Annotated in this window: 17 protein-coding genes and 1 pseudogene; 14 read left to right on the top strand and 4 right to left on the bottom strand. The window is 30.3% G+C overall.

The window, feature by feature from the left end; all coding sequences use genetic code 11:
* Window positions 1-136: 136 nt before the first annotated feature.
* The gene (gene tsaD / locus HN587_04960) at window positions 137-1,144 is read left to right on the top strand and encodes a tRNA (adenosine(37)-N6)-threonylcarbamoyltransferase complex transferase subunit TsaD (GenBank protein ID MBT7903186.1); all 1,008 of its coding nucleotides are present in this window, start codon (window positions 137-139) and stop codon (window positions 1,142-1,144) included.
* A 72-nt stretch (window positions 1,145-1,216) separates the two neighbouring features.
* Window positions 1,217-2,275: a hypothetical protein gene (locus HN587_04955; GenBank protein MBT7903185.1), complete on the top strand. Its 1,059-nt coding sequence runs from the start codon at window positions 1,217-1,219 to the stop codon at window positions 2,273-2,275.
* A 103-nt stretch (window positions 2,276-2,378) separates the two neighbouring features.
* Here the strand turns inward: HN587_04955 and lonB are convergent, their stop codons facing one another.
* Window positions 2,379-4,328, bottom strand: coding sequence for an ATP-dependent protease LonB (gene lonB / locus HN587_04950; protein MBT7903184.1), 1,950 nt, complete (start codon window positions 4,326-4,328; stop codon window positions 2,379-2,381).
* 224 nt (window positions 4,329-4,552) lie between these two features.
* Window positions 4,553-5,524 carry a tRNA dihydrouridine synthase DusB gene (dusB, locus tag HN587_04945; protein ID MBT7903183.1) on the bottom strand — a complete coding sequence of 324 codons (972 nt, stop codon included), beginning with the start codon at window positions 5,522-5,524 and terminating at the stop codon, window positions 4,553-4,555.
* 142 nt (window positions 5,525-5,666) lie between these two features.
* Between dusB and HN587_04940 the strand changes: the two genes are divergently transcribed.
* A complete protein-coding gene (locus HN587_04940; GenBank protein MBT7903182.1) occupies window positions 5,667-6,062 on the top strand; it encodes a hypothetical protein in 396 nt (131 codons plus the stop codon).
* Window positions 6,063-6,408: 346 nt separating this feature from the next.
* Window positions 6,409-6,510, top strand: a pseudogene (locus HN587_04935) (lectin).
* Between the two features lie 477 nt (window positions 6,511-6,987).
* On the opposite strand, the gene HN587_04930 reads toward HN587_04935, so the two are convergent.
* Window positions 6,988-8,214: a radical SAM protein gene (locus HN587_04930; GenBank protein MBT7903181.1), complete on the bottom strand. Its 1,227-nt coding sequence runs from the start codon at window positions 8,212-8,214 to the stop codon at window positions 6,988-6,990.
* 387 nt (window positions 8,215-8,601) lie between these two features.
* Here HN587_04930 and HN587_04925 point away from each other — a divergent pair, with 387 nt between their 5' ends.
* From HN587_04925 to HN587_04880, 10 genes are all read left to right on the top strand, one after another.
* On the top strand, window positions 8,602-9,327 hold the full coding sequence (locus tag HN587_04925) for a hypothetical protein (protein MBT7903180.1): 726 nt from the start codon (window positions 8,602-8,604) through the stop codon (window positions 9,325-9,327).
* Window positions 9,328-9,489: 162 nt separating this feature from the next.
* Window positions 9,490-9,801 (top strand): hypothetical protein, encoded by a 312-nt coding sequence (locus HN587_04920; GenBank protein MBT7903179.1) that lies wholly within the window; start codon window positions 9,490-9,492, stop codon window positions 9,799-9,801.
* Window positions 9,802-9,814: 13 nt separating this feature from the next.
* Window positions 9,815-9,997 carry a 30S ribosomal protein S27e gene (locus HN587_04915; protein ID MBT7903178.1) on the top strand — a complete coding sequence of 61 codons (183 nt, stop codon included), beginning with the start codon at window positions 9,815-9,817 and terminating at the stop codon, window positions 9,995-9,997.
* A gap of 104 nt (window positions 9,998-10,101) precedes the next feature.
* Entirely contained in the window at window positions 10,102-10,890 is a 789-nt protein-coding gene (locus HN587_04910) for a S1 RNA-binding domain-containing protein (protein MBT7903177.1), read from the top strand.
* Window positions 10,891-11,048: 158 nt separating this feature from the next.
* On the top strand, window positions 11,049-11,228 hold the full coding sequence (locus HN587_04905; GenBank protein MBT7903176.1) for an RNA-protein complex protein Nop10: 180 nt from the start codon (window positions 11,049-11,051) through the stop codon (window positions 11,226-11,228).
* A gap of 162 nt (window positions 11,229-11,390) precedes the next feature.
* Window positions 11,391-12,263 carry a hypothetical protein gene (locus tag HN587_04900; protein ID MBT7903175.1) on the top strand — a complete coding sequence of 291 codons (873 nt, stop codon included), beginning with the start codon at window positions 11,391-11,393 and terminating at the stop codon, window positions 12,261-12,263.
* A 254-nt stretch (window positions 12,264-12,517) separates the two neighbouring features.
* Window positions 12,518-13,783 (top strand): phosphopyruvate hydratase, encoded by a 1,266-nt coding sequence (gene eno / locus HN587_04895; GenBank protein ID MBT7903174.1) that lies wholly within the window; start codon window positions 12,518-12,520, stop codon window positions 13,781-13,783.
* Between the two features lie 239 nt (window positions 13,784-14,022).
* Window positions 14,023-15,063 (top strand): Lrp/AsnC family transcriptional regulator, encoded by a 1,041-nt coding sequence (locus HN587_04890; protein ID MBT7903173.1) that lies wholly within the window; start codon window positions 14,023-14,025, stop codon window positions 15,061-15,063.
* Window positions 15,064-15,158: 95 nt separating this feature from the next.
* Window positions 15,159-16,748 (top strand): 2,3-bisphosphoglycerate-independent phosphoglycerate mutase, encoded by a 1,590-nt coding sequence (locus tag HN587_04885; protein ID MBT7903172.1) that lies wholly within the window; start codon window positions 15,159-15,161, stop codon window positions 16,746-16,748.
* 63 nt (window positions 16,749-16,811) lie between these two features.
* Window positions 16,812-17,657 (top strand): inositol monophosphatase, encoded by an 846-nt coding sequence (locus HN587_04880; protein MBT7903171.1) that lies wholly within the window; start codon window positions 16,812-16,814, stop codon window positions 17,655-17,657.
* A 30-nt stretch (window positions 17,658-17,687) separates the two neighbouring features.
* On the opposite strand, the gene HN587_04875 is transcribed toward HN587_04880, so the two are convergent.
* Window positions 17,688-18,296, bottom strand: coding sequence for a hypothetical protein (locus HN587_04875; GenBank protein MBT7903170.1), 609 nt, complete (start codon window positions 18,294-18,296; stop codon window positions 17,688-17,690).
* Window positions 18,297-18,309: the final 13 nt, after the last annotated feature.

Here is an 18,309-nt window from a genome sequence, read left to right as displayed (position 1 = left end):
GATTAAAGCATTTTAACGCTTTTTTTTCAATATTTACTTTGTTAAGTATGATATTTTTATGAAACATCATTTATAAAATATTATTTATTGACGGTTATTCATAAATTAATAAACTATTTTTTGTGAGGCATTTTTTATGATTTGTTTAGGTATCGAAAGCACAGCACACACGTTTGGAGTTGGAATTATTGATGATTCGGGTAAAAAGCTTGCTAATGAGAGAATTCTCTACACAACAGAAGAAGGGGGAATTATTCCTGCAAAAGCAGCAGAACATCATTTATTAAATTTTGAAAAAATTCTTGATCAAGCTTTAGAAAAAGCTAATTTGACTTTATCTAAAATTGATCTTATTGCATTTTCGCAAAGTCCGGGTATTGGTAATTGTTTAAGAATTGGTGCGATGGTTGCACGAGCAATTGCACTCGAATATGATATTCCATTAATTGGAGTTAATCATTGTATTGCACATCTTGAAATTGGTAAGTTGATGAGTCCTGCAAAAGATCCAGTCTTTTTGTACGCATCTGGTGCGAATACTCAAATTATTGCTTATGAAGGTGGCAAGTATAGAGTATTTGGTGAAACACTTGATATGGGAATTGGCAATTTTCTTGATAGTTTTGCAAGACATATTGGTTTGGGTTTTCCGGGAGGGCCTAAATTATATCAACTTTCTTTAAAGAGTGATATTAATCCAAATTCTAAAAATCCAAAACCGTTGATTGAATTGCCCTATGTTGTTAAAGGGATGGACATTAGTTTAGGTGGGCTTCTCACAAATTTAAAACAAAAGTTTAAGTCCGAAATTTATTCTAAAGAAGATTTAGCGTATAGTATGCAAGAAGTATCTTTTGCAGCGTTAGTTGAAGTTAGTGAGCGTGCTATGGCGCATTGCGGTAAAAAAGAGCTTCTTCTCGGAGGCGGTGTCGCGTCTAGTTTAAGGCTTCAAGAAATGTGTTCTATTATGTGTAAAGAACGAGATGCAAAATCATATTCTCTTCCAGTTGAAGTTAATGTTGATAATGGTTTGATGATTGCGTGGCTTGGAATTCTCATGCACAAAGCTGGAGGAATTACTCTTCCCGAAAATGCTAATATTGAGCCATATCTTAGAACTGATGATATTGATGTTTATTGGTGATTTTACCAAAACTCCACAATATAAATTGGATCACAATAATCATTTTAAAACTTAAAACACCTTTTTTTCTTCATGCAAAATCATAATGAATCAGATCGTTATTCGTCTCCTTTTGTTATTCAATCACCTGTGCAGTGGGCTCCAAGAAATGGTAAATTAATATATTCTACGCGGGGAAATCATGGGTTTAAAACTGGTTACGCATTGCACAATCAAAATGATGGGATTAACAGGGGTAGAGATCTCCCTCATAGAGTTCTTATTGAATACAATCTCGATGGGTTGAGTTTTGATTTGTTTACTGTTGAAGATTTGTTGAATTTTGCACAAACACATAAACAAATTTTAATTGAAAGTGGAGAAAGTGATGAATTAGAAACTCCTCTCGAAAATAGGGTGAGAGATTTACGTGGTGAACTTTCTGAACGTATTGCAAGAAGGATTACAAAATATTTTCTTCGTAGACTTTCGTCTTCTGGAAAAATGGGTGGGTTATTTGATTCAAGGTTTGATCCGCAAGATCGTGAAGGGTATATTGTAAGGCACACTCCTGATCATATTTTAAAAATTGCAGGTTATCCTAATATGGTTATTTTAAGATCTACAGGGGAGGATGATTATGGTTATACTGCAGTTAAAGAATTAGATGGTTTGTTTGATTATAGGTTTTATAGGCAAAGACATTTAGTTGTGTTAGAAGCAAAAACTGGTGCGTTAGATATTGAAGAACCTAAATTAGTTTCAAATTTATTTGAGCCATTACGAGAATTGTTTCCTGAAGCAGTTATGACTTATTTGTTATTTGCAGATAAAAATCAGTTGTATCGTAAAAATGAATACGTGCGTACAAGGCAATTAAAAATTAAACCTATTAAAATTCATGAAGCATTAGAACAAGAGGGAATCAACACGTTTTTTTTGAATTTTCATGAAGTTGCAGAAGATTTTGAGAAGATGACAACTCATTTGGTTACTCAGTATAAGATTCTTACAGATCAAGAAGTTAGTCTTCACAAGTGCGTTTTAACTTCCGATAGTATTGAGGTTTACGATGCGGGCAAAGCACCTCATGTAAGGTTAGTTCTTGTGGATGCAACTAAAGGTTTGTGGCGTCAAGAAATGGTTGAATAAGTTCTATTAAAACTAACACAATAATTTCTAAACTGTTTATTTTTTTTTAATAAATTAATAAAATTTAAGAAATAAAAATAATAAAAATATTAATAAAAAATTTTTAATCACAACCATTCATTTTCTTAACTTTCTTTAACAAACTTTCATGTCCTTTCCAATCAAGTGCTTGTTGTAATACTTGGCTGATTGTTTCAACAGGAATTAAGTTAATTTTCTTTAACTTTTCTGGATCTACAACAATATCTTTTAAGTTTGATTTAGGAACAATTACTGTTTTAATTCCTGCATCAATTGCAGCATCTACTTTGCTACTAACACCTCCAATAGGTAATACTTCTCCACGTACAGAAAGACTTCCGGTCATTGCAACTGTTTGTTTGATTGGAATTTGTTTAAGTGCAGAAACAATTGATGTGGCAATTGCAATACTTGCGCTATCTCCTTCCACTCCTTCATAGGTTTGTAAAAATTGAACATATACATCATATTTCTCGAGTAAATCATCTCCGAAATATTTTTTAACAATTGCGCTTACATTAATTACTGATTCTTTTGCAATTTCTCCAAGTTTTCCAGTTGCAATAAACTCTTTTTGTTTTCCGCCTGGTGTAACTTGAGATTCTAGTGGGGAAATAATTCCGCTGTGTGTTGATCCTGCACCAATTACTGCAAGTCCATTTACGCGGCCAATTCGAGTTCCATGAGTTCTTATTACTTCATATTCTTTTTTGTGTTCAATATATTTATCAGCAATTTGATGTTCGAGCGTTCTCGCAACTTTTTTTGCATTAGTAACATGTATTTTCTCAACTAGTTTTGCACCTTCTTCGCTAGCTAAATCTCCTGCAGCTCTTACTAGTCCACCTAGTTCTCGAAGTCTTACAGTTAAATGATTTTTTCTATTAGCTCTTCGTCTTGCTTCTTCAATTATTTCCATTACTGCTTCTTTACTAAAGTGAGGTATTTTGGTATCTTTGTTAACTTCTTGTGAAATAAATACTGCAAGTTTCCACCTATTTTGTTCAGTGTCATGCATTGTTTCTTTCATATATACTTCGTAACCATATCCTCGAATTCTAGATCTTAATGCCGGGTGCATGTGTTTTACAGTTTCTAAATTTCCTGCAGCAACAAGTACAAAATCACAAGGAACGGGTTCTGTTCTAACCATGGCGCCAGCACTTCGTTCACTTTGTCCAGTAATTGAAAATTTTCTTTCTTGTAATGCGGATAATAATTCTTGTTGTGTGTGTGGTTGTAGTATTGCAACTTCGTCAACAAATAAAACTCCTTTGTTTGCTTTATGTATCATTCCTGCAACTACTCTTTCATGAGCGGGAGTTCCAAGTCCTCCTGATTGAAATGGGTCGTGTAATACATCTCCAAGAAGTGCACCTGCATGACTTCCAGTTGCATCAAAAAATGCTGCTTGGTTTTTTCCAAAATTATCAACAATTACTTTTGGTGATTGGTTTTTTCCAGGCATTTTTTTGCCTAAATTCATAAATAAAACAAATGCTGCTAAAAATATCATTGATCCTAAGAAAAATGCTGCAAACATTATGTCTGAGTTGTAATGGGATCTTGCCCACCAAGGCGCAATCATTGCAACAATAAGTAATGCGAACATGAGTATATTTTGATTTTTGAATATGTTATTTGATTGTAATCTATTTTTTGCAACAAGTGTTCTTCCTTCTCCTGCTGGAACTGTTCGAATTAATGGTGAATTTTCATCATTCGGGTTTGGGAATGCAACAATGTCTACTAATTTTTCTTTTGGAAGAAGTTCTGCGAGTGCTAAACCTAACATACTTTTTCCAGTTCCAGGTTCACCAATAAGAAAAACATGTCTTCTTTGTTTTGATGCTTTTTTTACAATTTCTACTGCATTTTCTTGTCCTATAACTTGATGAACAAGACTTTTTGATACAGTAATCTCTGAAGTATCTTTAAATTTTGCAAATTTTGCTTTTGGTGTTAATTTAGGATTAATTGAATTAGGATTTTTTTTAGCTGCGACTGTTTTAGTAGTCTTTTTAGAATCAATTTTGGTGTTAGATTTAGATTCTTTTTTAGCAGTTTTTTTTGCATTGATAGTTTTTTTAGTTGTTTTTGAGACCATTTTTCTTATAATTTAATTATTCAAATTGTAATTCAAAAATTATATTAATATATGATTTTATTATTATACTATTTAAAGGTTTTCGCTATTAAATATTAACACGATGAATTATGATTCTTCTCATTATTATGGGCATTATTATTGTTATCTTATTCATCAAAAAATTCTTCCATGAGTTTTTCTATTTTTTCTATTTTTTGTGATTTGCTTATGGCAAGTCGCACTCTTCCTGATTTTTTTTCGCCTTTAGTAAATGATTGTGCGTGTAATTTTATTGAATTAATTCCTATGCCGAATTTATTTGCTAAAGTGACATATTTTGTGAATGCATCATATTTTAATTTTGAACTAACTTCAAATCCTTTTTTTAATTTTATTTTGCTAAATATGAATGGATTGCCCATGGCTCCCCTTCCAATCATAACATGATCACAGTTTGTTTCTTTTTTCATTAGTTCATAATCGGAAAGTGTTGCAACATCTCCGTTTCCAACAACGACAATATCTGAATTAACTTCATCTTTAACTTTTTTGATTAACTCCCAATTTGATCTTCCACTATATCCTTGTTTTTGTGTTCTGGGATGAACAATAATCATTTGAGCGCCGCCTTCTTCGCACGCTTTGGCAATTTCTATGCAATTTATTTTTCGGGTACTTATTCCGCTTCTTATTTTACAACTTACGGGAATATTAACAGATTTGCTTACTGCTTTTACAATTTCTAAAACTTTAGCAGGTCGTTCCATAAGTGCACTTCCTGCGCCTTGTTTTATTATTTTACTTGCAGGACACCCAAAATTCAAATCAATTATTTCACATTTATCTTCACAATATTTTGCAGATTTAACTAGTGTTTCAACATTTTGTCCAAATAATTGGATGCATCGTGGCGTTTCTTCTTTTTGCGTATCTATCATTTGCATGGTTGTCTTGTTCATGCGTGAAAGTGCATTTGCAGAAATCATTTCAGTTACGGCAAGACCACAACCCATTTTTCTACAAAGTGTTCTAAATGCTACATCGGTAACCCCCGCCATTGGTGCTAAAAATGCATTGCTTTTGAATTTAGGAAGTTTTTTACTCATTTTTTTACTCGCATTTTGATTTTTATTATTCAATTTTGTTTATCGTTTGTTTGATTATTTAAAAATTTAATTTTGTTTGTTTGAATTAATTTCGGGTTATTTAATAACTTTTCCAGCTTTTTCAACTGAAACGATAAAAACTCGTAAATCAATTAAGTATTCGGGTGATTTTCAAGTGAAAGAAAAGACGTTGATTAAAATAGCTTTGGTATGTTCAATTTTTGGGATTATTATATTATTTGCGTTAACCAACCTTTTTTCAATTATTCCTTCTAAGAATATTTCTGAAATTTCAATAGATATTGCGCAGTCTTGTAATTTATTAGATGAATCTTCTGTGAAATTAACAGGAATAGTCACAAAAATATCTAAGACTAAAACAAATTCTACTTTGTTTATTACCTTAGAATCAACTAATTCCTTTAATTTAGTTGCTTTCAAACCAAACTCATTTGATTTAAATAAAGGTGATTTTATTGAAGTGAGAGGAAAAATATCTGGGGAAAATAATGATCCGTCAACCAAATATCCTTCGCAGTCTATAATTTGTGATGAAATACGCAAAATATAGTTATATTTAGCAGAGTTTATTTGAATAATTTTGGTGATTTAAGGGGATTGAATATTTTTATCACTTCAAGTCCAGTTTTATTATATTCTGTTAAATATAGGTTCTTAAATATATTTGCAAAGTTTTATAAACTCACATGCGTTTATTGGCTTTTAAATCGGCGTGTATGATTATGCTGCGATTTATTTAAAAAGTGGTTATTAGATTATTCAAAATTGGTTATTAAATCATAAAATTGGTGATTAAATAATATAACCTATTATTGAGGTATTAAAAAATGAAAAAAGTATTATTAGCAATTGCAATTTTGGCAGTAGCTCTACTTTTTGTTTTTGGTTGTGGTTCAAAAGAAACACCTGTTGAGGAAGCTCCTGTAGCACCTGAACCTGTGGCTCCTGAACCTGTTGTAGTGCCAGAACCAGTTGTGGTAGCAGAACCTGTTGAAGTTGTAGAACAAAAACCAACTCTTCCAGAAGGAGAAGGTGAAGAAATTTCTGACGAAGTAATGGCAGAAAAAGAAGATAAAGGTCTAGCAATGGATGTTACTGTTGAAAGCGCAGAATTTTCTGATGTTGTTTGTGATGCAGATAAAATCAGTTTCGAATTAGTTAATACTGGTGAGAAAGATTGGGTTTTAACAAAAACTGCTGATGCAAAACCAAATGTAGGTATTATGAATCGTGGTTTATCTGATGTAACTCCTGAATGTAGTTCTGAAGTTTTAACACCTGGAGAATCAACAATTTGTGTTGGTCTTGACATGGGTGTTATTTCTGGAGAAAATAGAGTTGCAATTAACACACCAGATGGTACATTTGTACGTGTTGTAAACTGTCCATAAGACTAAATTTTTTTCAATATTTTTTTTACTTTTTTTTTATTTTCTAAAATTTATATTTGATTAGGTTAAATCTGCAAGAATTATTTACGCATGAATTCCTAAATAAAGTCCATCTTTAATTCTGACAATTTTTACTTTTAGAAATCCTGAATTATTTTTAACATCAGTTACAGTTATTAAAACATTGTTGGCTTTTGCAAGAACTTCGCCAGGCAATCTTCCCGGAGCAATAATTTCAGCTTTAACAATTTCCCCTTTTTTGAACGCTCGATCATATTGGGGTGTTTTGGTTAATTTATAATTTTTTATAAGTTCTATTTTAAATTCAGTTTCCCATTGTTTTAACATCTCAAAGAATTTAATGAATTTAACTTCTTTTGTTTTAAGCATATTTCTGCCTGTTTTGTATCGTAAGAAATTTTGAATTCCTGTGTCGCAACCATTATCTTGTCCAAATTTAATTATTTGTTTTATGTCTTCTTCATTTGATTTTTTCATAAAAACTGGTGCGAGTATGATTTTCACTAAAGGGTATTTTTCTCTTATGTATAAAATAGTTTTTTTAATTTTTTCAGTGGAGTAATTATTTGTTCCCATTATTTTTTTCCCTTTTTCAGGATCCAATGAATGTATTGAAATATTTAATTGATTGAGTCCTGAATTAATTAATTCATCTGCTTTTTTGGGAGTTAATAATTCTGCATTAGTCATAATTGAAATTAATTTAATTCCGTTTATTTTTTTAATATCTGCAATTAGTTCAACTAGTTTCGGATAAAGTAATGGTTCTCCGAGGGGATTGATAAATACTGAGTATGGGATATTTTCTTCTGTTTGTTTTTGTTTAAATTTTATTAATTCTTTAAGTTCTTGTATTAAATAATCTTTTTCCACTACATAATCAGTTGTTTTTTTTGAGCTTATGCCTTCATCAACTGAGCAAAATACGCAATTAAGATTACAGCCAGTAAGTGGTCTCACATCTAACATATCACTTCCTCGGTCAACAACTCCAAAATAAATTGTGCCTTTCAAGGGTATTTTACTTTGTTTGTGAACATAAATTGTTTTTTTCTTAGTTATTGTGTTTGTTAAATTTTGAAATGCGCGAGTAAGTAAGTTATTAAATTTTCTCTCAGCAATATTTTCATTAATATTTTTCAGTTCTATTTTATTTGGAAAAATTTCAAACTCGCCTATTTTCGTTAGTTCATCTATTGGGATGAAGCATTCATAATTTTTAAGAAAAACAATTCTAATTTGATTCTCAAATTTTTCAAAACTCATATCTTCAAATTCTAATATTGCCATTTTATCATTAGTTATTATTGCTAAACATTATATCTAAATATTTTGAGGTATTTATTACAAAATATTTTTATTTATTGTTACAAAAATAAAATCACAATCTCTATTTAAGTGTTATTTAAATGAAGTTATAAATTAAATCAGACTGATTCAATTTTGTTTATGTTGTAATTGTAGTAATTCAGTTTGTTTAAAATTTGGTGTGGATTTAGTTATTTGATGATTGTGGCTTGTTTATTTGGTTATTTTGGAGTGTTTATTTGGTGATTCTGGATTGTTTATCTGGTAATTCAAGTTGAGTATTTATTTAATTGAAATAATTCTAGTTGCCAATAATACAAAACTAAATAAAGTTTCAAATTAGTTAATGTTTTGGGGTGTTTTTAACAAATGGCAGATAAAGACGTAATTATTACTTACGAGAGTCTTTTTGATATACTTAGAGTAGAAAAAACAAAAGATGAGCTTCAGAAATTGGATCCTGAGTTTTATGGGCAGGTTTTAGCTTATTTAAAGGATAAACGTGCCATTTTTGATAAAGAGGAAGATCAGAAAAATCTTTTTGCACAAGGAGAAAAAGATAAAGCTAGAATTCAACTCGAAAATTTACGGAAAATTTTAAAGGATATTTATGATCATAGGGAGAAAAAAATTCTTATGATGGCAGTTATGAAAGCTAAAACTGGCTCAAGTATTATTAATGCCACTAATATGTTGGGTGTTGAGAAGGATTTTTTTGATAATATTTTTTCAACTTTGTCTCAGCACAGGTCTGATATTTTGTTTAATCTTGTTAATTTTAGAACTCCTGTGGGAATTTTAGAGGTAAAACTTCCAAGTGAGATTGAGGATGATTTAGAATTTTTATCTGAATCTAACTCAGTAAAGCGAGTATCCCAATCAGAATCATCAATTCCTGTTATGGAAACTAAAGATAAGGGGATACAAAAAGATCAATTAAACTCGCCATTCAAGCTTAAAATAACTAAGCAAGTTGAGGAGGTTGTAGGTCCAGATCTAGAGATTTACGGGCCTTTTAATGAGGGTGATGAAGTTGAGCTCCCCTCAGAACTTGCGCAAGTGTTAATAAGTAAAGAACAAGCAGTAAAACTTTAAAACTTAAGGTCTGAATTTAAAACCTTCTTAAACCCAGTTTTCAATGTTTTCGGGCGCTGTGGTGGTTAAACCAAAATATTTATAAATGACCCCTAAATCAGAACAAATGCGCTTTATAAATATAATTCGTACTCATATTCATTAATAAATTCGGTGTTAATTATGAAAAAACCAAAATTAATCAAAAGGCTCTGTCCTAAGTGTAAGAAACATACAGAGCATAAAGTGACTCAAGCTAAAAGAAGAAGTCCTGGTAGTGCAAAACCTCTAGGTATTAATGCTAAGAAGAGAACTGGTTTCGGAAAAGGTGCTGGTAATCTTGGTAAGTATGGTAGTAAGCCTGCTATTAGCGCATTCAAAATGACTGGAAAGAAAGTTTCTAAAAAAACTGATTTTAGATATGAATGTAAAGAGTGTAAAAAAAGTCATTGTCAGAAAAAAGGAATTCGTGCTAAACGAGTTGAGTTGAAATAGTTGAGGAAATAAAATGAGAGTTAAAGATCCATCATCAAGATTTATAAAAGTTCGATGTCCTAAATGTAAGAATGAACAGATTATGTTTGGAAAAACTGCATCTACCGTTAAATGTTTAGTTTGTGATAAGCCTTTGGCTGAAAGTACTGGTGGAAAGTCCAAAGTTAAGGCAAGAATCCTTGAGGTTCTTGAGTAATTCTGCTCTTTTAATACGTTTAATAATTTTTATAGTTTTTTTACACATTTTTTTTTAATTGTTGTGTTAATTGTATATATTGCTGATTTGAGTGTTTAATAAAAATGTTAAGACAAAAAACTGGCTTGCCAGAGGATGGGGAAATTCTTCTTTGTAATGTTACTAAAATTTATCCGCATTGTGTTTTTGTAACCATTGATGATTTTGGTGGTAAAAGTGGTATGATTCACATTGGGGAAGTATCTCCTGGTAGAATTAGAAATATTCACGATTATGTTAAAGAGGGTAAAAAAGTTATTTGTAAAGTTCTTAAAACTGATAAAGAACGAGGTCATGTTGATTTAAGTTTAAGGAGAGTTACTGAAACTCAAAGACGTGCGAAAGTCGACGAGATTAAGCAAGAACAAAAGGCTGAAAAAATTATTGAGTTTGTTGCAGGAGAGTTAAAGCTAAATGTTAAAGATATTTACAAAACTCTTTGTGATAAGATTTTAAATGATTATGATAATATTTATCCGTGTTTTGAAGATTATATTTCTGATGACTCTGCACTGGATGATTATAAACTTCCTGAAAATATTATGAAGTTACTTGGCGTTACAATTAAACAAAGAATTAAACCTTCTATTAAATTTGCATCAGGAGAATTCAAAATTAAACTTTTCACTCCAGATGGTATTGAAACAATTAAAAAAGTTCTTACTGAATCTTTGAAAAAAGCAAAAGATTCAATGATTAAATATAAGGGCGGTGGCGCATATATTTTAGAAGTTTCAGATACTGATTACAAAAGTGTTGAGAAAAAATTAAAAGCGGTTACAGAATATGTGATTGAGGGAATTGAAAAAGTTGATGGTTATGCTGAATTCAAGCGAATTGAGCAAAAGTCTTAACATCTTATTAATTTAATAAAATTCAGTCAGTTGATAATATTTATTCACATATTAATTCATTAATTATTCGATGAAAATTTATTTTTTTCGAAATAAAACCTTTTTTTTCAAATTTCAAAAGTAAAAAATATAAGGAAGAAGATACTTACATTCTAAAAATGGCGAGACATATACTTAAGTGCAAAAGTTGTGATGTTTATTCTATGGAGGCTGATTGCCCTTCTTGTAATGCGAAAACAGTTAATCCTGCTCCTGCTAAATTTAGTCCTGAAGATCCTTATGGTAGTTATCGTCGTAAGGCGAGAAAAGAACTTCTTGAAAATGATGGTCGTCTATAATTAATGAATAATTGCTAATATGATTTATTTGTAATTATACTTTGAACTGATGTTTTGAACTGTTGATTTGAAATGATGTTTTGAATTGCTGATTTAAGATAATGTGTTAAGATAATGCGTTAAAATAATGATTTAAAATAATATTTGGTGAGGTACCTTAAATTGACTGATTGGAAATTTATCCCGCAAACAAACAAAATACCTAAACTTAACAATCCTGTTTTAGTGGAAGGAATGCCTGGAATTGGTAATGTTGGTAAAATTGCTGTAGATTTTATTATTGAACAAATTAAGGCTAAAAAAGTTTTTGAGATTTTTTCGTATGATTTGCCAAATTCTGTTTTTATTAATGAGCATAATCGTGTTGAACTTCCACTTATTGAAGTTTATTACAAAAAATTTAATGGTAATGGAAAAGATAAAGCTAAACTAACTAAAAATTCTAAATCGGAAAAAAAAGTAAAAAAAATTAAGTCTTGCGATAAACGAGATTTAATAATCATAACTGGAGATCTTCAACCAACTGATGGCAGGAGTTGTTATGCTTTTTGCGATTCAGTTCTAAGTTTGTTTAAAAAAGTTGGGGGATCTGAAATAATTACTTTGGGAGGTATTGGTTTGGGTCAAGCACCTAAGAAACCTCAAGTTTATTGTACTGCTAATAATTCTGATTTTATGACTTCGTTTCAAAAAGGCATTAAAATTAATCATAATATATTTGGTGTTGTGGGCCCAATTATTGGTGTGAGTGGATTGTTAATTGGTCTTGCAGAAAGACAAGATGTTCCTGGTATTTGTTTACTTGCAGAAACTCTTGGTCATCCTGCTTATTTAGGTGTGGGTGGAGCAAGAGAAATAATTAAGATCTTAGATAAAAAACTTAATTTAGGCATTAGTATCAAAAAGCTTGATAAGGAAATTGCCGAATTAGAAAAAGAATTATCACAAGAACCAGGTGATGCAAGTAAAGTATCTAAAAGTAGTTTGAAAAAAATTACTCAAAGACTAACTAAAGAAACTAGTTATATTGGTTAATGCACTGATTCAATAATTAAGTATTGAATCAATTACTGATTTAATTTAATCAATTTGGGGTACTATCAATTCGTTATTTTTAATATTAACCAGATAGTTTACTCGCTAGTGCTACATAAAGTTTATAAATAACTATTTTCATCTATTATATTATATTTTTAATAATCAGATCTAATTTGTTGGCGATTAGGTCATAAATGGGTTTGTAAAAATATTATTTTCAAAAATTGAGGTGTAACTTGGCTACAAAATTTATTTCTGTTAGGGCTGCAAAAGACGATTTTTTCATAAGAAAGATTTTTGCTAGAGAAATTCTTGATTCTAGAGGTAATCCTACAGTTGAAGTTACAGTATTTACAAAAACTCACTCTGCAACAGAAGAAGTACCAAGTGGTGCATCAACAGGGATTCATGAAGCGTGGGAACTAAGAGATGGTGGCAAACGGTACGGTGGTAAAGGAGTTTTAAAAGCAGTTAATAATGTTAATACAATTATAAATCGTAAATTAAAAGGTTTTGATGTTCGTGAACCTAAAAAAATAGATCGCGCATTAGTGGATTTGGATGGAACTAAAAACAAATCTCGACTTGGTGCGAATGCAATTTTAGGAGTTAGTTTGGCATCATATCGTCTTTGTTCCATTGTCAAAAATAAAAAGTTATATTCGATTATTGGTACTAAAAATCGCTTGCCAACTCCATTTTTCAATGTTTTAAATGGTGGGAAGCACGCAGAAAATAAATTGGCGTTTCAAGAATTTATGATTGCGCCTAAAGGGAAGAATTTTGCGGATAGTGTTCGTATTGGTGCCGAAACATATCACGAATTAAAAAGAGTTATTGGTCATAAGTATGGCAAGGATTCCACTAATGTTGGTGATGAAGGAGGGTTTGCTCCAAGAATTGATTGTGTTGAACAAGCATTAAATTTACTGGTGACTGCAATTGATGATTTAGGTTATTCTAAAAAAATTAAGATTGCAATGGATGCGGCAGCGTCTGAGTTTTTTCATAAAGGTTATTACAAAGTTGATGGAAAACGATTTTCGAAAAACAAATTTGTTGATTTTTATGAAGAGTTAGTTAAAAAATATCCTATTGTATCTATTGAAGATCCTTTTGATCAAGATGATTTTTCTGGCTTTTCTATGTTGCGACAAAATAAAGTTCTTAAGAGAAAAAAAGTTCAAATTGTTGGTGATGATTTGTTAGTTACGAGTGTTGATCGTGTTAAACTTGCACTTGACAGGAATTTATGCAATGCACTTTTGTTAAAGGTGAATCAAATTGGGACCGTAACAGAAGCATTAGCTGCTGCAAAGTTGGCGTTGAAAAATGATTGGAATGTGATGGTTAGTCATCGTAGTGGTGAGACTACTAGTACATTTATTTCGGATTTAGTTGTGGGTTTGGGTTCGGGTCAAATCAAATCTGGAGCGCCTTGTAGGGGAGAACGTTTAGCAAAATACAATAGGCTCATGCAAATAGAAGTGGAACTTGGTAAAAGAGCTAAGTATTAACTATGGGTCTTGCGTATTTTTATAATTATTATTATTTTTATTATTATTTTTATTATTATGGTTGATTTTATTTTTTTGAGTTTTCTTATTTTTATTAGTTGTCTTATTTTTCTTAGTTTTATCAGTTTACTTATTTTTCTTATTATTCTTGAGTTTGATTAGTGATTTAATTAAGTTTTCACATAATTAGCTAATTAAATCGTAAGTTTTAAATAATAATAAATTTTAAAATATCTAAAATGGTTGTAACAAGAATACTGGATGAAGTTTCTGAGCTTCCTAAGCTCGACCTAAAAGATAGGAAAATTATTGGGTTGTTAGTTAATAATTGTCGTTTAACATTTTCTGAGCTTGCAAAAAAAGTGATGTTATCACGAGATGCAGTTAGGTATAGAATTAATCGCATGCAAGAATTAGGAGTTATACAAAAATTCACAATTTTATCTAAATATTCTTTATTTGATTATAAGCATTTTAAGGTATATTTGCAAATTGTCGAATTAGAGTCAAGCAAAGAAAAAGAATTATTTGATTATCTTAAAAAAAATCCTAATTTTCTAAATATTATAGAATATAGTGATAAATGGGAGCTTGAATTGGCGGTTTATTCTAAAACTGTTGATGAATTTGATGAAGTATTAAATGATTTTTTAACAAAGTTTTCTGATCTAGTTGAAAATATGGAAATTTTTCATGTTATCAAAAATTATTCCTATGTTAACATACCAAGAGAATTTGTAAAACAAAAAATTGAAGAGCCACCTGAAATCGAAAATTTGGATAAACCAAAAAAGCATAAAGAATTAGGGCAAGATGATATTAAATTGGATGAAACTGATAGGAATTTAATGAATCTTCTCGCAAAAAATGGCAGGGAATCATTATATGCGTTAGCTGAAAAATTAAGTGTCAGTGCAGATACTGTTAATTACCGAATTAAAAAACTAGTGGACAAAGGCGTAATTCAACAATTTAGCACAATCATTAACTGGTCTTTAATAGGATATCAATTTTATACTTTATTTTTGAATATGAAATACATGACTAAAGAAGATGAGATGAAATTCAAGCAACTTGTAAGGATGCACCCAAATATTGTTCGTGCAATGAAAACAATGGGGGATTATAATATTGTGTTAAAAGTTGTTGCTAGAAATCAAAAGGGATTTCATGACACTATTCGTAAGATCCGTCTTGAATTTAAAGATCGAGTTAAAAATTATGACACATTAATTAGTTATAGGGAACAAAAATTTGAAGTGTTCGCATCATTGTTATAATTTAATGTAATGGTTATAAGATTAAGTTAAAATATTTATTTTATTTAATTTTTTATTTTTTTATTTAATCGTTTCAAATATTTGTAGAGGTGAAAATGACAACTAAACAGAGTTCTAAGCGCGGGCAGTCTAAAATAAATTCTAGTTCCAAATCTGTGCTAATTGTTCTGGACGGTTGGGGAATAAGAACTAGCCAAGTAAATAATGCGATTCAAAAAGCTAAAACTCCTTGTTTTGATTCTCTTTGGAAAAAAAATTCTCATATGTTACTTGACGCAAGTGGGCCAAGTGTTGGGCTCCCAAAATCAGTAATTGGAAATAGTGAAGTAGGTCATCTTCATCTTGGTGCTGGAAGAGTAATTCCTCAAGAATTAGTTTTAATTAATAGGTCAATTAAAAATGGTTCATTTTTCAAAAATAAAGCACTTCTTAAATCAATTACGCACGTTAAAAAAAATAAAAGTAAAATGCATTTGTTGGGTTTATTTAGTGATGCAGGAGTTCATGCACACATTAATCATTTATTCGCAATTCTAAAATTAATGGGGTCAAAAGGGATTAAAACGGTTTATTTTCACCCTATTCTCGACGGTAGAGATGTACCTCCAATGAGCGCTTTAAAATATTTTGATTTATTAGGAAAAAAATTACGCACTTTAAAAATTAAAGTAGTAATTTCAACAATTATTGGCAGGTATTATGGTATGGATAGGGATCATAGGTGGCACAGAGAACATAGGGCGTATGAATCCTTGGTGAGTAAAAAAGATCATCGTAAAAAACATCCTGGATTTATGTCAATTAAACAGATTAAAAATTTAATAAAAGATTTTTATAAAAAAGGAATTACTGATGAGTTTATTCCTCCAACAATAACTGATAATTCAACAGTTGATAAAAATGACTCGATGATATTTTTTAATTTCAGAGGAGATCGCGCAAGAGAAATAACCAAAGCGTTTGTTCAAGGAAAATTTCTTGAGTTTAAACGAAAAAAGATTTTCGATCTTGATTTTGTGTGTCTTGCTCAATATGATAAAAAAATTAAAGCACCTGTGGCGTTTCCTCCTTCCTTGCCTAAAAACACTTTGGGTGAAATTTTATTTAAAAATAATAAATCTCAATTAAGGATTGCTGAAACGGAAAAATATGCGCATGTTACTTTTTTCTTTAATGGGGGAAAAGAAACTCCATTCAAAAAAGAAGATCGAATAATTATTCCTAGTCGCAAAGTTAAAACTTATGATGAAACTCCTCAAATGAGAGCAAATGAAATAACTAAAAAGGTAGTTTCACAAATTAAAAATAAGTCTCAAGATTTTATTTTAATAAATTTTTCAAATCCGGATATGGTTGGACACACAGGATATCTTGATGCTGCAATTAATGCAGTTCAAATAACTGATGCTTGTTTAGAAAAAGTAATGAAAGTTGCAAAATTAAATAATTACAATATAATTGTTACTGCAGATCATGGCAATGCTGAAGAAATGGCAGGAGTTCATAAAACAAGTCATACTACAAATAAAGTTCCTTTAATTTTAATCCTTGAAGAAAATAATAAATTTTCAAATAATAACATAAAATTAACTAAGAAAAAAAGTAGTATTGCAAATGTTGCACCGACGATTCTTAAATTAATGGATCTTCCAATTCCTAATGAGATGTCATATCCTTTATTTTAATTTATATTTAACAATAGTTTACATTAAATTTAATAAAAAACACAAAAATTAGAGATCATACAAATGAAGAAATCAAAATTATTAAAAGTTGCAATTAAAGCAGCACGTGCTGCAGGAAAAATAATTCTAAAAAATTATGGTTGTGCAACATTTGAATTTAAAAACGATGATTCTTTGGTGAGCAATGCAGACAAAGCATCTGAAAAAAAGATTAAACAAATTATTTTAAAAGAATTTCCTGATCATGGTTTTTGTGGTGAAGAATTTGGGTGTACAAATTTAAGTTCGGATCATGTGTGGTTTATTGATCCTATCGACGGAACAACCAATTATAAAATTCAACTTCCTTATTTTAATGTGTCAATTGGTCTTGTAGTAAATAATGAAAGTGTTGTTGCAGTTGTTTTTAATCCTTACACTAAAGAGATGTTTTGTGCAGAAAAAGGCAAAGGCGCAGAATTAAATGGAAAACCAATTAGAGTGTCGCGTGCAAAAACACTAAAAGGAACTGTTCTTGATTTAGGTCATAGAAAAACCCATAAAGAAACTCGTGAAGCCGTAAATATTTATTCTGATTTAATTAAACATAAATTAAGAATTCGCAGGTTAGGTTCTGCGGCATTAGAACTTGCATATGTTGGTGCGGGAAGACTGGATGGGTGTATTATGCATGGTATTAATAGTTGGGATATTGCGGCAGGATTATTAATTGTAACTGAATCAGGGGGAAGTGTGAGTGATTTTAAAGGAAAATCTGCAACAGTTAATACTTCGCAATTAATAGCATCAAATGGTTTGGTGCAAAATGATTTAGTAAAAGTTGTTAAAAAAAATGTAAAGTTCAAAAAAATAACTTCTAATAAATTAAAAGTAAAAACAATTTCTAAAAACGTAAGAAAAAAGAAATAATGATTCGCACACATAAGTTAAAAATATATTTTATCCAAATATGATCATTCTATTATCTCTTTTGCAGGTATGTACTGTTTCAAAAGCTTCAATCATTAGTTCTTCAGAAATTTTTAATTTTCCTTTTCGAGTATCAATTATTTTAAATTCTTTTTTATCAGAATCATAATTTGTAATTAAAACATAATGTGGATTTCGTCTATTTAATTTACTTTGTCTTAAAATTCCAACTATTAATCTAACCATTAACAATTTTCCTTGACAAAGTAAGTCTTTAACTTCAGTTAATTCAAAATCTCTTTCTTCAATTTTAATATTTTCTTTGGTTGCTTGTTTGTAAAATAATTCTGAACGAAAATTGGCAACATCAATTTCTTTTTTCTTGTATGCTTTAAATCTATATCCTGGAAATTTATATTCTGGTTCTTCCACAATAATGGATACAGAAATTCCTTTTTTTGCAGCCAAAGTCCCAAGCGCATATATGGAAGATCCTCTTGTAGGAAGAGTGGCACTTCTCTGCCAAATCCAAAATTCGTTATCGCGACTTAACTCAAACTTAGAATCAAAGTGATTCAACACCATCAATAGAGCACTACTCGCAGATGTATACCTCGTTGTTTGTTTATATGGTTTCATGAATATCACACAT

The sequence above is a fragment of the Candidatus Woesearchaeota archaeon genome, from assembly GCA_018675335.1.
Classification (GTDB): Archaea; Nanobdellota; Nanobdellia; order Woesearchaeales; family UBA11576; genus JABJCP01.
The sequence above is the reverse complement of the archived record's forward strand: the minus strand, read 5'-3'. Positions and strand labels throughout refer to the sequence as shown.